Source organism: Pseudomonas sp. FSL W5-0299 (assembly GCF_005930655.1).
Taxonomy (GTDB): Bacteria; Pseudomonadota; Gammaproteobacteria; order Pseudomonadales; family Pseudomonadaceae; genus Aquipseudomonas; species Aquipseudomonas mandelii.
Genome location: NZ_RXHX01000009.1, coordinates 151,024 through 168,526, shown reverse-complemented (window position 1 = coordinate 168,526; position 17,503 = coordinate 151,024). Strand labels below are relative to the sequence as shown.

Sequence of the window (17,503 nt, the reverse complement as noted above, 5' to 3'; positions counted from 1 at the left end):
TCTATCTGAGTGAATCAAGCCAGATAGCGCAACATCCATCCGCCCTTAAAGCTCGGCAAAGGTTCACCGTCTCCCCACAAGCTTCCGCAAATAACAATGCGTCCATCAGCCATTAATGCCATGTCCAATGCGTGCTCAAACCCTTTCTCACCGTCAAAAACAGCAAAGCCTTTACCGGCATTGAATGTCATGTCCAATGAGCCGTCAGAAAGATAACGCGCCGTCACCACTGCCATCTCCTCAGAGACGAAGCCTTGCCCGGTGCTTCCGGTGACACTGATTGATCCATTAGCGTGCAACGCACAGCGCGCCCAATCCTGCCCCTGCGGCACCAACTCAGAAAAAAGGGCCCGTCCGTTGTTAAAAGGAAGATTGTAGGACCCACTCTTGTTTAAAACGACGATCACCCCGTTCTGAACGTCCTTCTCTCGCGAATCCCCCACCGCAACAATCCTGCCGTCACTTTCTCTAACCGTGATGGCGCTCAACATCATCCAGCGAGGACTCGGAATGGTCACCGCAAGGCCGCCATTAAACGTGCGGTCTACTTGTCCCTGTGAGTTGAAGCAAGTTACGAAGGCTCCCATGGATTCGTCCTGTTTCACGTACATGCCAGTCACCAATATCTGGCCGTCCGCCTGAACCGCAACACCTTCGGCACCGCTCCATTCATGCTCGACACCTGGGAGTTCGACAATCGCGAAGCCAGTCCCGGCAAACGTCAGATCGGGCGAGCCGTCTGAATTACGCCGCAGCACAATTCCCTTCGGTTTTCCGGAAGTGTTGATAACGGAACTGACCAGGACGATCTTGCCATCCGACTGCTCAACCACAGAGACTCCGCTGTTGCCAGAGACCCGGGAGCGTCCTGCCGACGTCTTTTCGCCATGGCGGCCAGCAACCTCCAGCGTCACCCCACTGTGCTGGGGACTACCCAAATCATCATAAGGAATGAAGAGTTTTCCATCGCCATTCAAGGACGTATCCAGTCGGCCATCCTGAAACTGCCGCACGATGAGCAAACCGCCACCGCTGAACGATATGTATTGGCCAACGATCAGCCACCCACCGTTAGCCAGAGGCCTGAGCCCGAATACATAGATGTCACTATCTTCGAAAGGCACTTCAACAAAGCCACGCTGCGCAGTGCCAAATGAGCGATCCAGCGTCCCGTCTTCATTCAGCCGCGCAACTATGACCGGAACGTTGAATGCTGTAGGCCTCATGGCAACAAGCGTTTTGTTGTCATCCAATGGGAGAACCGCATCGGGGAATCCGTACACTTCAGAGAGCGGAAAGTCCAAAACACCAGAACCGTTAAATGTCGGATCGAGGCTTCCTGAGTTGGCTGGTTTCAGCTGGTTCATGATTTTGCTCCATCAAGGTGAGTGGAATCCGCTATGGACCTCCCTCCCCGAGTAGAGCATTCACAGTCACCCTATCGCGCCTGTAAAAACTGACAGTTCTATTGTCCTCTTGAGCCTAAATGATGACAGCGTGAGCCAGCACTGGATTTATCAACGAACAGCAGCAGGCTTCTTCTTCGGCTTCAAATACTTGGTCAACCCCTGAAACCAGATCACCAACGCCGGATTGCCCTTGATCTGAATCGACTTGTCCTGAATCCCCGTCATAAACGCCAACTGCTTGTTCTTCGCCTGCATCGTGGCAAAGCCATACGCCGCGTCTTTAAAGGCAATCGCAAACGCCGGCTCGGCATACACGCCCGACTTGCTGGTAATGCGCTGATCCTTCACAAAGAAATGCCGCGCCACTTTCCCGTCCTGGGTCTGTAGCTGGAACACCAATTCCTTGTCACCCAACTGCTGCTGAAACGCAGGATTAGTCCGACTGGCCTTACCCATCAACAAACCCAGCATCCACAGTAGAAAACGAAATTTCATGCGCACAGCCTCAAGAGAAAAGTGAACGGCCGGCGCAGTGTAGCGGCTTCAAGCGAGAACGCCACTGTTGTGCAGCGATAGAAGAAGATGCCGTGGTTTTTGACGCTGATGACTACCAAGTCATTGACGAAACGAGGGTGTTTAAAAGCGTGGAAATTTTGAGCTTTCTACGCTCGACTCCATCGGACATTTCCTTCAACACGTGGTGCTGTTCGTGAACTAGGCAGTCTTGGGCTTCGTCGATAGGCTTTGTTCGTCGCCGCAAAATCGGTGACACGGACGTGCAAGTCCGGCGGGATACACAATGGTTATGGCAATTCATCGAGCATTTTCCTATGCTCGCGAACCGTTATGGCAGTTGTGTATGGGAGACCTTCGGGTCTGCCGGGTAATCCCACCGGTCTTGCACACCTATGCACAGCTGCCACCTCTTTCGAAGTGCAAGCGAAACGGTGTCGGCTCCATAATTACGGGATAACACTTATGATCAAGCCAACACCTAATCCACCACAAAACGAAGCCACCTCCCCCTACGAATCCCTCGATTCGAAGAAACTCCACGAAGCCGCCGAACGCGCCCTCAACCACCATTTCGCCCCACCACCCGGCGACAAACCCAAGCCTCGCAAAGGCAACCTCTTCGCCGTCTCCCCCGACATCGACACCGAAGCCCTCCTGGCCAACGCCTCGGAAGACCTGCTATCCATCAGCGCCATCGCCGCCAACCTGGCCGACGACGTGGACGGAGCACGTCGCTCCTTAGCCTTGGCGCTAAGCAGATTGGCGGATGGGGTTCGGTTGTTGGTGGAGCGAGCACTGGATCATATTGATTCGCCGAATCCGGCGGAGCATCGGGGGAAGGTGTAAGCAGGAACAAGGAGCGCGCCAACATTGGCGCGCTCCTAAAGATTTCTACAGTGCGAAATCCGAGACTTCAGTAAGCATCCAACATTGCCCACGCACGAAGCGATACTCAACCACGTAGTCCGTATCAGGCTTTTGCAAAATGGCCGTCGCCTTATCCCCTCTCTGCTCTTTGACGGTTAGCATCAAACCTTCAGCCTCTCGCTTCGCACGCTCAGGCACGAGTGGAAACTTGATCTGATCGTCCTTCAGCGAACGCTTTTCTTGTCGCGGCTCCGGCTCAGCATTCACCGTCACCACAAAAGTTAGGGGCCGTTGGACGAAGACCTTTTGAATGGCCGCACTCTCAGAGAAGGAAGCGAGAAAAGTGTTGAAGTCAGAGGATGGGCAGACAACGTCAGCAGTTTGAGCGGCTGAACCAGCCGAAATGTCAGGTGCAATCTTGTCCAGATAAACCGAACGCTCTCGGCTCATTCCCGTGATGCAACTGTTCACTGTCGTGACATAAGCAGGCTTGCCGGGCTCAAGCTCAAACGCCTCAAGATGGCAATTCGCATCGCGAAGCTTAATCCACGCACGCTGCGACTCCTTCACCTTCACCGCATACGTCGCCCCCAATTCGGGATTGGCTTGATACTGGGTTTCGAGCCGCGCCAGCAGTTCGTGATAACTCGTATTCAACTGTGAATCAGCACCAGCCTTCGACGCTTCAGAGCACTTATCAATTTGTAGGCTTGTCATGATCTCGTTGCACTCATCCTGAGCAAACGCCGTTGAAACCGGCAGAGCGGCCTGGAAAGTCAGCGCACAAAGAATGCTGAAAAAAAAGCGTTTCACTGTCTTCTATCCTTGATCTATTCAGATGAAATCCGAGCAACCGAATCAGGGGAGAGATCGGTGACACAAAGCTTTGGCTCATTCATTTCCCAGTAGGTGCTAAGCAGAGCTCTCTTGTCGCGCTCTACCCGCAGATTGGAGAAATCGTCGCCACAAGCTGGAGTCAGCTCCTTGAAAAAACCTGCTTCGGGCTGGTAAACAAAAATCCTGTGAATGGTGTAGGTGCCCATTCCGTCATCGATCTGCCAGACCGCAAAATCCTTTGCACCGTCGAAATTGAAATCGTCTATTTGCACATGCAGTTCGTTTTCAGCTTGAAAATCGATTGTCCGAGATTCGCTTTGGGTATCGCTTTTAACAGCGACCGTTAACATTGAGCCTTCCAGCACGAGCGTCGCTTCGACGTTTTTGGTTGGGCTGAAAGTGGTTGCCTCGGCAAATACCGGTGCCGTCCACAGCAGGCCGAGCAATGAAATGGCTAAATACTTGAATCGCATGTGCTCGCCCTACTCTCACTTCCATTCGGTTTCCAAAAAAGAGTCGGAGGCCATCTGAGCGCCCTGAGACACCAACTCATAGATTCCATTCCTTTAACGGTTCATGGGTAACTGAAAACGCATCCGCACAGCGCAATAAGCGAGGTCTTCACGAAACAAACGAAAACTCATCTCGCACTGTCCGTCCGCATACTGCTTCCAAACCGGATCGTCGAAGTCACCCCCTCCGAGCAGATTGATCGAAGCCTTCAGACCGCTTTCGCGATCCTGCCCTGCCATCAACGAAGCAGCTTTGTAAAAGCCATCATTCGGCATACCTGTCTGTAGATAAATGAGCTCACCCAACCGGGCAGTGGTTGTCTGCGCCAAGCACGTAAGCTTATCGATGGGCGCCTCCGCTCCCGGCAAAACCGCTTGATACAGATCCTCGCAATACGCTTCCTTGAAGCGCACCCATCTTCTTTGCACATCGGTGAGTTGCTTCCTGTCTGCGGGAGACAAGCTGGCCAGGGTTTTCTTGTATTGCTCATTCAACACAGCGTCGACTTTTTCGAAGCTTTGCTGGCCGCAAATGATCAAATCGGGATTGGTAAAGCTGTCAGGGTTGCAGGTTTCCTTTGCGATAGCGGATACACTTGAAGCAGATGAAGCAGATGAAGCATTCCCCGCAGGAAGCTTAGCCTTTTCCGAGGTGCTGGAAACGCAATTGGACAGGCAGGCCAGCGCCAGCAGATTCGGCTCATCACTTCCAGCAAATAGGTAAGTTGCAGCCCCGACACGGGTTCCGGCTCTATACACGGGAACACTTACAGCCAAGGATTTGGAGGGGACGGAGATGGCTGGGGCTTTCGGCACCACTACCACGTTACCTTCAACATCTCCACACAGTGCCTGCATAGCTGATTCGCTGAAAGGCACGCCACTTCGCGGAGTAAATAATTTGAAGTCAGGTCGGCAATCGTAGCCGTGCCAGTAAGGCCCTGACTGTTTGGCGGTATCTAATGAGAAGATGTAAATCCTCTGTAGATCAATCTTTCCACCCTCGTATCCAAACACCACCCAGCGACGGGACCGAGCCCTGGAAATATTTTCATTAGCCAGAATGTACTGACTGCCATCCCGATAGAGTTCAAACGAATTGAAAGCTCCAGTCGGCTCCGCCGTGTCAGATAGCATCTTGCCGGACCCGGCATCCAATATAAAACCATTACTATCTAGCACCACCGAGCAATTAATCGTGACGTTGCCATCCTGCGTACACGATTGCAGGTTGTGAAAAATCGGTTCAGCGGCCACAATCGAAGGACATAAGAACACCCCCAACCAAAACAACTTACTCAATACTACTTCCTTTTATTGATGCAGACACTTGTAGAATATCGAACAAATTAATTTATAGTTCGAAAACACAACTAATAAAACAGTCAAAACTACCCGACCGCGACCACATAACCCTCAATCTAAAAGAGTAATTTTTATTCACCAGACTCACATTCAATCAAGGAGACGGATTAATTTGATGCTCGTCCTCATAAGAGATGAAGACAGCTAAACTAATCCGACTCCACTCGGTTATTTCCCTGCTTCGGAACAGCTCAGATCTTTAATCACCGTCGCCACGACAGGAATGACGCAGCTTCTGCGCTGCTCACCGGTTGGCTGCAGAGGGGTAAGACTCAGTGTCAAATGGATACCGTCAGCTTTCACCGAAATATCTTCGAAACCAGCATCGGCAAAATCCGAACCAAATTTTTTACCTTCAAAGGTACAAAAATTCGAAGAAGACAAAACTTTCCAATTTTTCTCAGGGCTAATCACCTGAACTTCAAGACAGCTTTTACCAAATATTTTTACATATCTGACGACATTATCGCCAACACGACCGGCTCCGACCTCTGAGACCGGGCCGATATCTGGTATTTCCGCCGCTGCGTGCCCCATGTAAAAAGCACAAAATAACGGTATCCACTTCGAAAACTTCATAAATCACCTAAGATAATCAACACGTCTATTGAACCGATCTTCAGGCACATTGCCCCATTTTGAACGATCGCCTATTACACCTGAAAATGCAGACAAATTATTGTCAGTCATATGCCTTTGAATAAGAGCCCTCGAATCGCCAGTGTAGTCACCTCGATAAATCAAATCGATTGCCATATCCTGAATTTTTGGATTTGTCGAATCCCAGTTCAAACGACCGTAAAGGTTAATAGCATCGGACTTATCCGATATCCTAATAACTTCGCTCTTCATGAACTCGTAAATTGGTACGAACAATTGATACTGCTGCTTCCGTGTTATGAATATTTTTCTGATTTCTGGACTCGCGCTCTGCAGATAATTTCTTGCAGCATTACCACTTAAGCCTTTTGCTCCCAATAGCCAACCCAGCAATGGTTCACTAATACCTACAGCGGCAAGATCACTTTCAGGATTAGGTCTCTGACCGAGGTCGTAGCCTCTCCCAATCGTTATCCCGGAAACGCCCCCAGGCCAATGGACCTTTCGACTGAAATACATATGCAGTGGATTCGCCGGATCCTCCAGATCATTTCCCTCCACGTCAAATGTCAGCTGGCCTCTTTCGACTTTGAGCCACTTCAAATCATTATCATCATCCATAGCAAGGGAGTTTTCGATAAAACATATGGGATGAAAATGATAAATTAAACCTGATTCAATGGCCGCTTTCCCGGTAAGCTCTTCCCAAAAAACGTAGCTGCTAATACGCTCTTTTTCATGCGCCAACGCCTTCGGGGACGATTCCAATAACTGATTCAACTTACTCCACTTTGCAGAGTCCGCTTTGTCCTTCCACTCGGTCGGATGATAAGCGACCAGCTTCGACCAACATGAACGTGTTTCAGCATTTTTCAACGCATTCGCGAGCTCAGCTGACTCGACTTGACCATCGTGGTTTGTATCAACTTTAGCGAACAAGTCTTTGAAAAACTGGGGCAAGTCTTCGGGATCAAGAAAACCATCCGCCGTAGTATTTTTTTCTTCAACAATCTGAAACCCGAGCGTTTCCCAGTCGTGTGGGGTGATGATGGTCGCGCCCGTTTTTTTTACCAACCCGCTGACCGACTGACCGTCGTCACTGACGCTGACGTTATACCAGTCTTCCGTACCGATCTTGATCACGGGGGCCTTGCCGAGGTCGACGGCGTGGTCGAGCTTTAGCGTTGTCGTGCCGGTCGCCGGAGCTACTTTCTTAAGCTCCGTTCCGGCCGGCAATTGAAGATACTGCTTACCTGTTTTAAGGCCAGCGATGTTTTTGAGGAAATCTTTCACTTCCGCTTCGGTGGTGAATATTTCGACATGAACCTGAAACGTGCTGTCCGACGCGCCTTGCTCGCTAGTGAGATTTTCCGTCTGTCCCAAGTATCCAATCGGATCGCCAGCCTTGATGCCGGTACTGGTTGATACAACGCTATCAAAGTCCGTAGGAGTCACCGTCTCCCACTGCACATACTGACTTGCTGGATCGTTTTCGACGGTTGTCCAGAATGTTGGCGGTGCATTTCCCGTTGGCTGCCATACTCCGCCAGACACCAGTGTGCATAAGGCCATGCGCCGCAATTTGTTGCCAGCCACAAGGTTAACGACTTCTTTGCTATTGAACTCGATAACACTATTGACAGCCAACTCCAGGCCACCATCGATGGGTGCACCGGCAGGTTGTCCGTTTGTTGGATTCGCCGGATTCTGATGTAGTGGCAGACGTTTAGACGCCCTGGCTTTAACCTTTCCTTGCCAGTAATTTGGCCTTGCGCGTTCTGGTATGGCGTCTGCCGTCCAAATACGACGATGTTGTGTGTTTTTGTATGGCTCGCCATCCTTCAAATAGGCAAACCAAATTTCAGTACCTACGTCGCGAACTTTGTGCGAACCAGCCTTCACGCTGCCGGAAAGAATTTTGCCTTTGGCGTAGGTGATGTTGTTGACGTCCTTCTGCTCAAGAACTTCAAGCTTGGTGCCGTTAGTCACTTTTCCGGGAGAGGTTATGTCACTCGACAAGGGCGCCTGGTCATAGGCCTTGAAGTCCCCGACCTTCATGGTCACCTTCGGTTTTGGCGTTTCACCCGGGGATAACGGATAGCGTTTATAAGGCAGCAAATGCATATACAGACTGTAGAAATTCAGCTTGTTTTGCTTACCTTTATTCGGCCCTTCTTCCGAGTTTGGCGCCGACTTGTATTCATGGCGCACTAGGCAGAAGGAGTTGGAGTACTTCAATTTTTTCTCGTTGTCTCCGAAGGTCGATTCCAGATAATCCTCGTTAAGGCGATAAGCAACAACTTCGCCATCGGCCATGCAGCGTATCGGCTCATTCAGGACACACTGTGGGGCACTTGCATCGCTGATGTGGATGCCTCCATGCCAAAACTTATTGCTACCCAACAGGTAATGGCCTGACTTTTCATTTTCGAGAGCTTTGTAGACATCTTCTGCATCGGTGAACTGTTTACCGTCAGCCTTACGGAACGGATATTGGAAGTTCATAAGGGGCGCTGGAACTGCCGACGCAGGAGCAGGAGTCGGTGCGGGAGCGGCCGCTGGTGCCGCACCCGACCTATATTGCTCTTTTGCTCTCAAGAACTTTGTCGGTACAGGCCAGTAATGCGCCGGAGGGTTATCACCGAAAAAAGCCTCCGAAGGCCCGTTCGTGGTTTGAGCACCAAAGATTTTGCCGCCGCTAGTAGCCGGGTTGAAATCCATTACGATGCCGGTATGAAACAAACGACGGGTGCCCCTAAGGGGAAGAATATCGATCCAAAGGGCGATATCGCCCTTCTTGACCTCTGCTGGAGCCACCTCCGTGTAATAGGAGGAGACATTCATCGTTCTCGTCTCCTCATACGGAATTTGGTACCCCGCGCCAGTGAGCAACAGGTTCACCATATGTGAACAATCAATCAGCTTTTTTCCCGCAGCGTTTGTTTGCTGGCCATCACCACCCATCAGGTATACGTAATCACCGCCGGTGTACTGGTTTCTTAAATCAAGTGGTTCGGTCATTTCTGCTTCCTGCAAATTAATAGCAATAGCTGGCTTTGGTAGCATCAGCGTTTTGCGTACTCAAACGTTTCACGTTTCTGATGGCGGTGTCGTTACCCTGATCGGCAGCTAGCCGATAGCACGCCAGAGCTCTCGACATATCTTTAGTAACAAGCCTTCCTTCTTCAAAGGAGTAACCCAAGTAATTCATTGCGCTCGCAGAGCCCATTGAGGCTGCGCGAATGAGCTCCTTTTCAGATTGTTCAGGATGCTGGCAAGGGCCTTCAGCCGCAGGGTTGTTTCCGTAACAATAAAACGTGGATAGTGAGGCGGCCCCATCAGCAAGAGTGGTCGCTGCCGCTTTAAAAAGCGCCTCAACCTTCTCCGTCTCCAACTGCGGGGCCATCCCCGAAAGACTCAAACTGGCAGCATTCAAGCTGGCTTGAGGATCCCCTGAAGCCGCCGCACACAGATAGTTTTCCAGCGAGGCCTCAAAAAATTCGCCCGTCAACCGGTATTGCTCCAGCCCCCCTAGTCCCCCGTAGACCTCCGCACGCTGAAAGCAGAAATTCTCCGCCTTGCTCATACTCGGCTTACTCGCCACAACCAGGTCTTTCTCACTGATCGACCAATCTTCAACCCCCACAAGCACCCAGCACGCCTGGCGAGAAAAGTTGAAGATTTTGATGTTGCTGTTGCCCGCACGTTTATCCACAACATTGAAGTGAGTGGCGTCGACCTCTTCGATTTCGACACCTTTTGTCTTATCTGTGGCTATGGGTGCCATCAGTGGAAATGCCAATGTGGAGCTGTTGACTCCCCTCGTTTGCGGCTCAAAATTACCGCTCTCTCCCGCGGGCTTTAAAACGAGCGACTTCACTGTCATGGCAGTGAGGCGCTGCTGGGTTTTTGCGTCCGCAGAAAACGCCGGAAGGAACTGTGCAAAGTCCTCGGATGGGCATTCATTAGCATAAACGCTGCCATGAAACAGGCTAAGCAGCGACGCGGTGAAAACTGCTACAGCGAAGCCATTTATCTTCTTCGAAACATCATCCATGTCGATCACTCAGAAAACACAAAAAAAGCCTTCGGTTTAACCTTCTCAGGCACAGCATTCCCCAACGCCTGATCCATCAAACTCCCCGCCTTATCCTTATCCGCCGCCCCCGGCAACACCGGCGGCTTAATCCCAATCCCCGTCCCGCTCCCTGCCGAACCACCCGCATTAATCTTCACCACCGGCCCAACAACCGTCACCCCGCCAGCATCCAGCTTGATAAAGCTCCCTCCCCCCAAAATGGTGAGTTCGCTGCCAGCTTCAATAACAATCTTCGCCCCAGCCTTCAGATGAATCTCTTTCCCGACACTCGTCAGCTGCGCAGTCCCGAGCTTCACGTGCTGGTTCTGCCCAATCGTCAGGTGATCATCCAGCCGCGCTTCAACCTTGCGGTCGGCGATGGTGGTGCGGTGTTCTTCGGCTTTCAGCTCGGTGTAGGTGTTCTTCACCACCGTGTCGTGGCGTTCGTTGCCGACGCGAATCTTCTGGTCGTGCTCAATGTTTTCATCCCAATCCCGCTGCGCATGGATGAAGATCTGCTCCGCCCCTTTCTTGTCTTCAATCCGCAGTTCATTGAACCCACCGCCCCCGGGGGAGCTGAGGGTTTTGAAGACGGTGCGGGTCTTGTTCGCCGGCAATTCGTAGGGAACCTGGTTTTCCTTGTGATACAGGCACCCGGTCACCAACGGCTGATCGGGGTCGCCTTCGAGGAAGGTGACGAGCACTTCCATGCCGATGCGCGGGATGACGATGGCACCGTAGCGATCCCCGGCCCAGCTCGAAGACACGCGCATCCAGCAGCTGGTTTTGTCGTCGGCCTGGCCTTCGCGGTCCCAGTGGAATTGCACTTTGATGCGGCCGTACTGATCGCAGTGGATTTCTTCGCCCTTGGGCCCTGTGACCATGGCGGTCTGGCTGCCGAGGACGCGGGGTTTCGGGTGTTCCAGCGCGGGGCGGTAGAAGACGTTCCATGGGGTGGCGAGGAAGCGGTTGCGGTAGCCCTGGTGGAAGTCATCTTTGTTGTCGGTGGTGTCGCTGGTCACGGACTCTTCGAGGACTTGCGGTTGTTTGCCTTCGTGGACGATTTCGGTGAGCAGCCAGAGGTCGTTCCACTCGGTACGCGGGTGGTCGGACATTTCCAGGAAGTGGCCGCTGATCAGCCTGGTCTGGTCGCCGTGGCCTTCGGCTTGCTGGTAGTCGGCGCGGTGGCGTTCGAGGGCGCGTTGGCTGAGGAATTTGCCGCGCGCGCGGTCGAGGAAGCGGCCGGGGTAGTCGTAATCTTCCAGATCCGGTTCGGTGCTTTCGCCGTCGGGTTTGTAGGCGGCTTCGAGTTGCAGGCGCGGTTTTTCGAAATCGTAGTCGCGGCGCGTGACGCGGCCGGTGCGGGTTTCGAGGCGCAGTTTGAAGCCTTTGATGACGGGCTCGTCGGCGACCATGCCGCTGCCTTGCACATACGCGGTTGGCTGCCCGAGCTTCGGGAACACGGTCTGGTCGTCGCCGAAGACCAGCAGATGGGCTTTGTCGCTGTGCTGGAAGTGGTAGTGAATACCTTCCTCTTCGCACAGGCGCTGGACGAAGTGCAGGTCGGTTTCGTCGTACTGCACGCAGTAGTCGCGATCCGGGCACGGCTGGCTGAGCTGGAAGCGGTAGGCGTTGCCCTTGATGCCGTGCTCGTCGAGGATCAGCGCGATGATTTTCGGCGCGGACATCTGCTGGTAGATGCGCTGGTTGGTGCGGTGATGCAGGTATTGCAGTTGCGGCACCAGAGAGATTTTGTAGCGGGTCAGGCGCTTGCCGGCATCGCCTTGGGCGACGCGGTAGATCTGGCCATGGATGCCGGAGCCCTGCGGATCGAACGCCAGGAACGCCTGTTTGTGCAGGAGTTTTTCCAGGTCCAGATCGGGGTTTTCGCTGACCAGTTCCAGGTCGAAGCGATACGGCTGGCTGATGCCTTCAGTGCCGGTGAACGACAGCACTTGCAGGTCGCCCACGTAGTCTTCAACAGTGAGGCTGAAGTGGGTTTCGTTAGCTGAGTTGAACATTGCTTGCTCCCTGTTCGGTAGTCATCCGTTACGCCCGCAGTCGCAGGCGTTGCAGCAAAGACGAAGTGGCGCCCAGGGCGTCACGCAGTTGGGCGGCGGTGATGGTGCGCTTGGCCGCATCGAAAGCCAGCGCCGTTCGCAGGGCTGGCCAGCAGTGTTTCGGTAGATTTCGTGGAGCGTGCAGCTCGCGTTCGAGGTGGCCGTCGCGGGCTTCGGTCGACGGCAAGCGGCGGAACGGGTGTTTGCCGCCCGCCAGTTCGTAGAGCACGCAGGCCACGCCGTAAACATCTGCACTGGCCGACAGCGGTTGACCTTCAAGCAGTTCGGGGGCGGCGTAGCCCGGGGTCCAGGCGTTGAAGCGGTCGCGGCTCAGGTGTGGCAAGCCAGGCAGGATGCCCTCTTCAGCCTGGCCGAGGCCGAAGTCGAACAGGCGCACGCCTTCTTCGCTGAGCATCACGTTGCTCGGTTTCATGTCACCGTGCAGCACGCCGCGAGCGTGGGCGTAGGCCAGCGCGTCGAGCAGCGGCAGCGCGATGTCGCGCAGTTCTTTCCACGGCAGGCCCAAGGGGCGCTCGCAGAGCAGTTTGTCCAGGGTCAGCCCACGCATGAGTTCCATGGTGATGAAGGCGCGCTGGCAATCGGTGTCCACTTCAAAGCTGTGCAAGCGCAGCACGTTGTCGTGGCGCAGGCGCCGGATCAGAGCGAACTCGCTGTAGAGCAAGGCGCTGGCGTCCGGCGATTCGGCAAATTCTTCGCTGAGGATTTTCAGCGCGATGTAAGGGTCGGGATCGCCGAACTGTTCGCTCAGCAAGTCCCGTGCGCGGTAAACCGCGCCCATGCCGCCGGCACCGAGCAGACGCTCGATGCGGTAACGGCCTGCGAGCACGTCGGGCATTTCGCCGATGCTGGCCTTGGTTGGCGCCAGCGCGGGCTCAGCTTTATGCGACTTGGCGAACGCGAAGTAAGTCAGGTTATTGGCTTCCTCGTCGGTCACCAGCAGGTCGTCGAGCGGCGGCATGAGTTGGGTCATTGTCGGATCACCACGGCAGTCAGGTTGTCCCGGGCCGAGCCACGCAAGGCGCCGTCGAACAGACGCTCCAGCGCAACGTGCGGCGCGGTCAGGCTCAGGGCGTTGCCCAAGGCATCGCTGCTGAGTCCTTGGTACAAACCGTCGCTGCACAACAGAAACGTATCGCCGGGGTAAACCTCGAGTTCGAGCACGTCCAGCGTCAGCACATCAGCCGCCCCGACCGCACGGGTCAGGGCATGGGCCGATGGATGCGCACGGGCGTCCTCGACGCTCATGTTTTGCTCGTCGATCAGTTGCTGTTGCAGCGAATGGTCCTTGGACAGCTGATACAAACGCTGGCCGCGCCACAGGTAGCAACGGCTGTCGCCGGCCCAGATACAGGCCGCTCGATTGCCTTCCACCAGCAGCGCCACCACGGTGCTGCCCATGATGCTGTCATGGTGCCCGGCGGTGACGGTCAACTCCTGACCCAAGCGGCGATTCAACCAGTGCAGGCACTGGCGAATGCCTTTGAGTCGTTCGTCGAAGTCGTCCTGCACCGGCAATTCCGCCAGGCTGGCGACGATCAACTGGCTGGCGATGTCGCCACCCTGATGACCGCCCATGCCGTCCGCGACCACCCACAGCCCCTGCTGTGGACAGTCGAGGAAAGCATCTTCGTTGCGCGCCCGAACCTTGCCCGGATCGGTACGCGCAGCGCTGCGCCAGGGACTGGCAACCAGCATCAGAGCTGCACCGGCATACGGAAGGTGCGCAGCACGCCCATGTCGAACGGGTTCGGCGTGCGCTGGCTGCTGAGCAGGTAATTGGCGCGCAGGCCACCCACGTCAGCTTTCAGGACCATCACGTCGCGACCGTTCAGGTACTCGGTCTGCATCAGGTCGAACAGACGGAACAGCGACCACGGGCCGGTGTTCTTCTCGATGCCGATCGGGCGGCCAGCCATTTTGTCGAGGACCAGGCTGGTGCGACCGTCTTCAGCGTCGGTCGGCCATTTGAAGGACACCGGCACGATCGGGCCGTGACGGTATTCGATGGTCTTGTCGCCAAACTTGAACTCGGAACGGCTGACAGCCGGGTCGAGGGTGTACGGCTCCAGTTTGAACTGCACTTGCGGCTCGGCCGGGTTGACCGAGAAGAAGCTCTGGCGGATCACTTGGGCCGCGGCCATCTGGTCGAGGTAGACCTTGGAGATCGGCATGCTGTGACCGTCGATGGAACGCAGACGGTAATTGCCTGGATCGCCACTGACGAACGGACGCATGTAGGTCTCGAAGAAGCGATCGTTGATGCCCTGCGCCTTGAAGAACTCGCGGAAGTCGCTGATCGCGACGTCGCTGGTGCTGTGGGCGCTGAACGGGTAACGCTTGTTGATCGCCTTGCCGTAGAAGCTGTACAGCTCGCTCTGATAACGCTGGTTCAGGTACTGGTAGGAATCGTTCAGCACCAGACGCCAGGTGTCTTCAGCCAGGACGTTGAACCACACGCTGACGGGACGCGGCAGACGGTTCGAGGCATTGCGCAAGTTGCTCAGCGCATCACGCTGGCCGCTCATGCGAGTCTTGGCCATTTCGAACGCGGCCTGATCCGGGGAACTGGCACGCGCCAGGCTCGCCAGTTGCAGTTGCAGGTCGTTGAGCGCCGTCAGTGCCGGGGTCAAATCAGCGGCCGGGCCGTTGTTGTCATCCAGCAGACGGTGCAACGGTTCGAAGCGGCGTTGCAGGGATTTCTTCGCGGTATCCGGCAGGTTTTTGATCGCCGCCATCTCCGAAGCCTGGTCCGCTGCGGCAGACGCCAGTTTGCCCAGCTTGCCCAATTTGCCTTTCTGATCGGCCAGTGCTCCAGCGGCTTCAGCCGCTTGCTCAGCCGGTTCGGCTTCTGCCGGGAACCGGGTGTTCTCGCGCACTTCCACCAGCAGTTGCAACACCGGGGAATTGGCCGACGTCAGGCCCGCCAGTTGCTCGGCGCCCTCGCCCGCATCATTGATCGGTGGCAGGGCAACCTGGCCGACCGCCTCACTCCAGAAGTTGGCGTAGTCGCGGAAGTACAATTGCTCCAGTTCGACCATCAGGCGACGCAAGTCCATGCCGCTGATGCCCGCGCCTTCGCCCAGTACCCAGTTGTCACGCAGGATATCGGTGACCAGAGTGCTGCCCTGGACCGAGAAATACTGCTGGTAACCCTGCTGGGTGTAGAACCCCGGGATCACGTAATCGGTGCCGACAAACAGCGAAGCCTGCGGACCGATGTGTTGGCTCAAACGGTATTCCGGCAGGTTGCGGGCCTGCTCGCGCAGCATCCGGTAAACCACGTTGGCCAGCGACTCGCTGCGCAATACCTGACGCGCTTGGGCCACCAGTTGATCGTTCAGCGGGTAGATAAACGGCTGCTTGAGCAGACGCTCGAAGTGCGTGTTCAAACCGTTCTGCACCGCGGTGTTGCCGGCGTAACGCTGGGACCAGTCAGTGGCGACCCAATCCTTGAGCCATGCCGCATCGCGACGATCCTTCATGTTCAGCATCAGGTACGCGCGCAGGCTGTTGAGCAAGCGTTCGCGGTCCTTCATGTTGGCGCGGATCTGCCCTTCCAGCAGCGTCGCAACCTTCGGCAGCAATTGCGCTTCGAGCTCACGTTCGTAGGCGTCCTTGACCACCGGATTGACCTCTTCACCTTGGTACAGTCCGCCACGTTCGTGGTAGGACACGTCACCTTTTTTCGGGAAGACCTGGGTCGCCGCATAGCTGGTGTCGAGGGTCTTGAGCACGGCCATGGAATCATCACGCGCGGTCAGGGCCGAGCGCTGCTGAGTCCAGTTGGTCGCCAGGTTGCGCAGGTTTTCCAGACGCTCGTAGTTGGCGGAGAAACCGCCGGCCCAAAGCATGCCGAACAGCGCCAGTGCCGCCAGTGCGCCCACGTACAGGGCACGTTGCCCCCAATGGATGCGGCTGCGTTCGCGCTTGTCCAGACCCGCCAGATCGGCCTCGGGGAAAATCACCCGGCTGAGCAAATGGTGAATGAACCGCGAACGGCCACTGCGCAAGGTCGGCAGCATGCCGGCGCTCATGCCCAGACTGGCGCCGATGCCGGCGGTGGTCTGGTCCATCTCTTGAGTCAGGTGCGGTGCGCTGGTCAGGTAGAAACCACGTAACTGGCTGACACGCTGGTAGCGGTTGCCGGTGAACGCCATGTCGACGAACAGGCACAGGCGCTCGCCGATCTGCCCCAGTTGATGCGGGAAGTCGAGGATGCGGCCACGGCGCTGGGTGTCGCGCTCCTGGTGCATGCGCATGATCACTTGGCTGTTGAGGCGACGCAGCAGCTCTTCGAACTCGGCACGCAGAACGGCAACGTCGGTGCCGCTCTGCTCTTTGCGGAAGCTGGTGCCGAGCACCTGATCGCTTTCTTCACGGGTCAGTTGATCGAAGAACTCGTCGAAACCGAGCAGCTTGTCGGCCTTGCTCAGCACCAGATAAACCGGCACATCGACATGCAGTTTTTGATGCACGTCTTGCAGACGCGCACGCACCTGGCGAGCCAGGGTGTCGAGGTCCTGCTCGGTGTTGCCCAGCAGCAATTCAACCGGGATGGTCACCAGCACGCCGTTCAACGGACGGTTGCGGCGACGCTTGCGCAGCAGGTCGAGCAAGGTGCTCCAGGCACTGCCATCGACTTCGGTATCCGGCTGGGTCAGGTAACGCCCGGCGGTGTCGATCAGCACACCGTGGTCGGCGAAGTACCAGTCGCAATGACGGGTGCCGAGGGTGTCGCGGGTCAGCTTGCGGTCGATCTTGTTGATCGGAAACTCAAGGCCCGAGAAGTCCAGCAGGCTGGTCTTGCCACTGCCCTGCGGGCCGATCAGCAAGTACCACGGCAAGTCACTGCGCCAGCGTTCGCTGCGACCGCGATACAGGCTCGAGGTCTTCAGGGTTTTCAACGCATCCTTGAAGCGCACGCGAAGTTCTTTCTGCTCTTCGTCGATCAGCTCTTCACGGCGGATACGATCCTGGCCGTCTTCGGTGTCTTCGATAGCCTTTTTGCGTACGCCAGCGCGCCAGCTGACGAAGACCATGGTCAGGCCCCAGATCAGGAACAGCACACTGATGGTCAGCAGGCGGGAGGTCGAACCTTCCCAGAACTTGTAGTCATCAACGGCCAGCAGCGGCCCGACAAACCACACCAGCAGCGCGACAAACAGCACCACCAGCAAGGTCCAGACCCAGGTCTTGCGCAAGAATGCGCCGACTTTCTTGAAAAACTTTTTCATCACA

13 protein-coding genes are annotated in these 17,503 nt (G+C 55.5%); 1 reads left to right on the top strand and 12 read right to left on the bottom strand.

The genetic code is table 11. The annotated features are described in order from the left end of the window. Positions 1 to 14 precede the first annotated feature (14 nt). Complete coding sequence (locus FHL16_RS14310; RefSeq protein WP_077748572.1) at positions 15 to 1,367, bottom strand: delta-60 repeat domain-containing protein; 1,353 nt, start codon at positions 1,365 to 1,367, stop codon at positions 15 to 17. Between the two features lie 150 nt (positions 1,368 to 1,517). Continuing rightward, positions 1,518 to 1,904 (bottom strand): helicase, encoded by a 387-nt coding sequence (locus FHL16_RS14305; protein ID WP_077748571.1) that lies wholly within the window; start codon positions 1,902 to 1,904, stop codon positions 1,518 to 1,520. A gap of 483 nt (positions 1,905 to 2,387) precedes the next feature. On the opposite strand from FHL16_RS14305, the gene FHL16_RS14300 reads away from it, so the two are divergent. Beyond that, the gene (locus FHL16_RS14300) at positions 2,388 to 2,771 is read left to right on the top strand and encodes a DUF6124 family protein (protein ID WP_077748570.1); all 384 of its coding nucleotides are present in this window, start codon (positions 2,388 to 2,390) and stop codon (positions 2,769 to 2,771) included. A gap of 45 nt (positions 2,772 to 2,816) precedes the next feature. Here FHL16_RS14300 and FHL16_RS14295 read toward each other — a convergent pair whose 3' ends face one another. The 10 genes from FHL16_RS14295 to tssM all read right to left on the bottom strand — a co-directional run bounded on the left by FHL16_RS14295 (position 2,817) and on the right by tssM (position 17,499). Beyond that, positions 2,817 to 3,605, bottom strand: a complete 789-nt coding sequence (locus tag FHL16_RS14295) for a lysozyme inhibitor LprI family protein (protein ID WP_059181946.1) — start codon at positions 3,603 to 3,605, stop codon at positions 2,817 to 2,819. Between the two features lie 17 nt (positions 3,606 to 3,622). Further along, a complete protein-coding gene (locus FHL16_RS14290) occupies positions 3,623 to 4,102 on the bottom strand; it encodes an XAC2610-related protein (protein ID WP_059181945.1) in 480 nt (159 codons plus the stop codon). A 93-nt stretch (positions 4,103 to 4,195) separates the two neighbouring features. Continuing rightward, positions 4,196 to 5,443: a lysozyme inhibitor LprI family protein gene (locus FHL16_RS34425; protein ID WP_238706175.1), complete on the bottom strand. Its 1,248-nt coding sequence runs from the start codon at positions 5,441 to 5,443 to the stop codon at positions 4,196 to 4,198. A gap of 231 nt (positions 5,444 to 5,674) precedes the next feature. After that, positions 5,675 to 6,085: a hypothetical protein gene (locus FHL16_RS14280; RefSeq protein WP_138739042.1), complete on the bottom strand. Its 411-nt coding sequence runs from the start codon at positions 6,083 to 6,085 to the stop codon at positions 5,675 to 5,677. A gap of 3 nt (positions 6,086 to 6,088) precedes the next feature. Further along, the gene (locus tag FHL16_RS14275; protein WP_238706174.1) at positions 6,089 to 9,127 is read right to left on the bottom strand and encodes a hypothetical protein; all 3,039 of its coding nucleotides are present in this window, start codon (positions 9,125 to 9,127) and stop codon (positions 6,089 to 6,091) included. Between the two features lie 16 nt (positions 9,128 to 9,143). Then, on the bottom strand, positions 9,144 to 10,163 hold the full coding sequence (locus FHL16_RS14270; protein ID WP_077748568.1) for a tetratricopeptide repeat protein: 1,020 nt from the start codon (positions 10,161 to 10,163) through the stop codon (positions 9,144 to 9,146). A gap of 5 nt (positions 10,164 to 10,168) precedes the next feature. Then, positions 10,169 to 12,205, bottom strand: coding sequence for a type VI secretion system Vgr family protein (locus FHL16_RS14265; RefSeq protein WP_077748567.1), 2,037 nt, complete (start codon positions 12,203 to 12,205; stop codon positions 10,169 to 10,171). Positions 12,206 to 12,233: 28 nt separating this feature from the next. Then, entirely contained in the window at positions 12,234 to 13,235 is a 1,002-nt protein-coding gene (locus tag FHL16_RS14260) for a serine/threonine-protein kinase (protein WP_077748566.1), read from the bottom strand. Further along, positions 13,232 to 13,960 carry a PP2C family protein-serine/threonine phosphatase gene (locus FHL16_RS14255; RefSeq protein WP_077748565.1) on the bottom strand — a complete coding sequence of 243 codons (729 nt, stop codon included), beginning with the start codon at positions 13,958 to 13,960 and terminating at the stop codon, positions 13,232 to 13,234. The genes FHL16_RS14260 and FHL16_RS14255 overlap by 4 nt, the downstream gene beginning before the upstream one ends. After that, positions 13,960 to 17,499 (bottom strand): type VI secretion system membrane subunit TssM, encoded by a 3,540-nt coding sequence (gene tssM / locus FHL16_RS14250; RefSeq protein WP_077748564.1) that lies wholly within the window; start codon positions 17,497 to 17,499, stop codon positions 13,960 to 13,962. The genes FHL16_RS14255 and tssM overlap by 1 nt, the downstream gene beginning before the upstream one ends. Positions 17,500 to 17,503 lie beyond the last annotated feature (4 nt).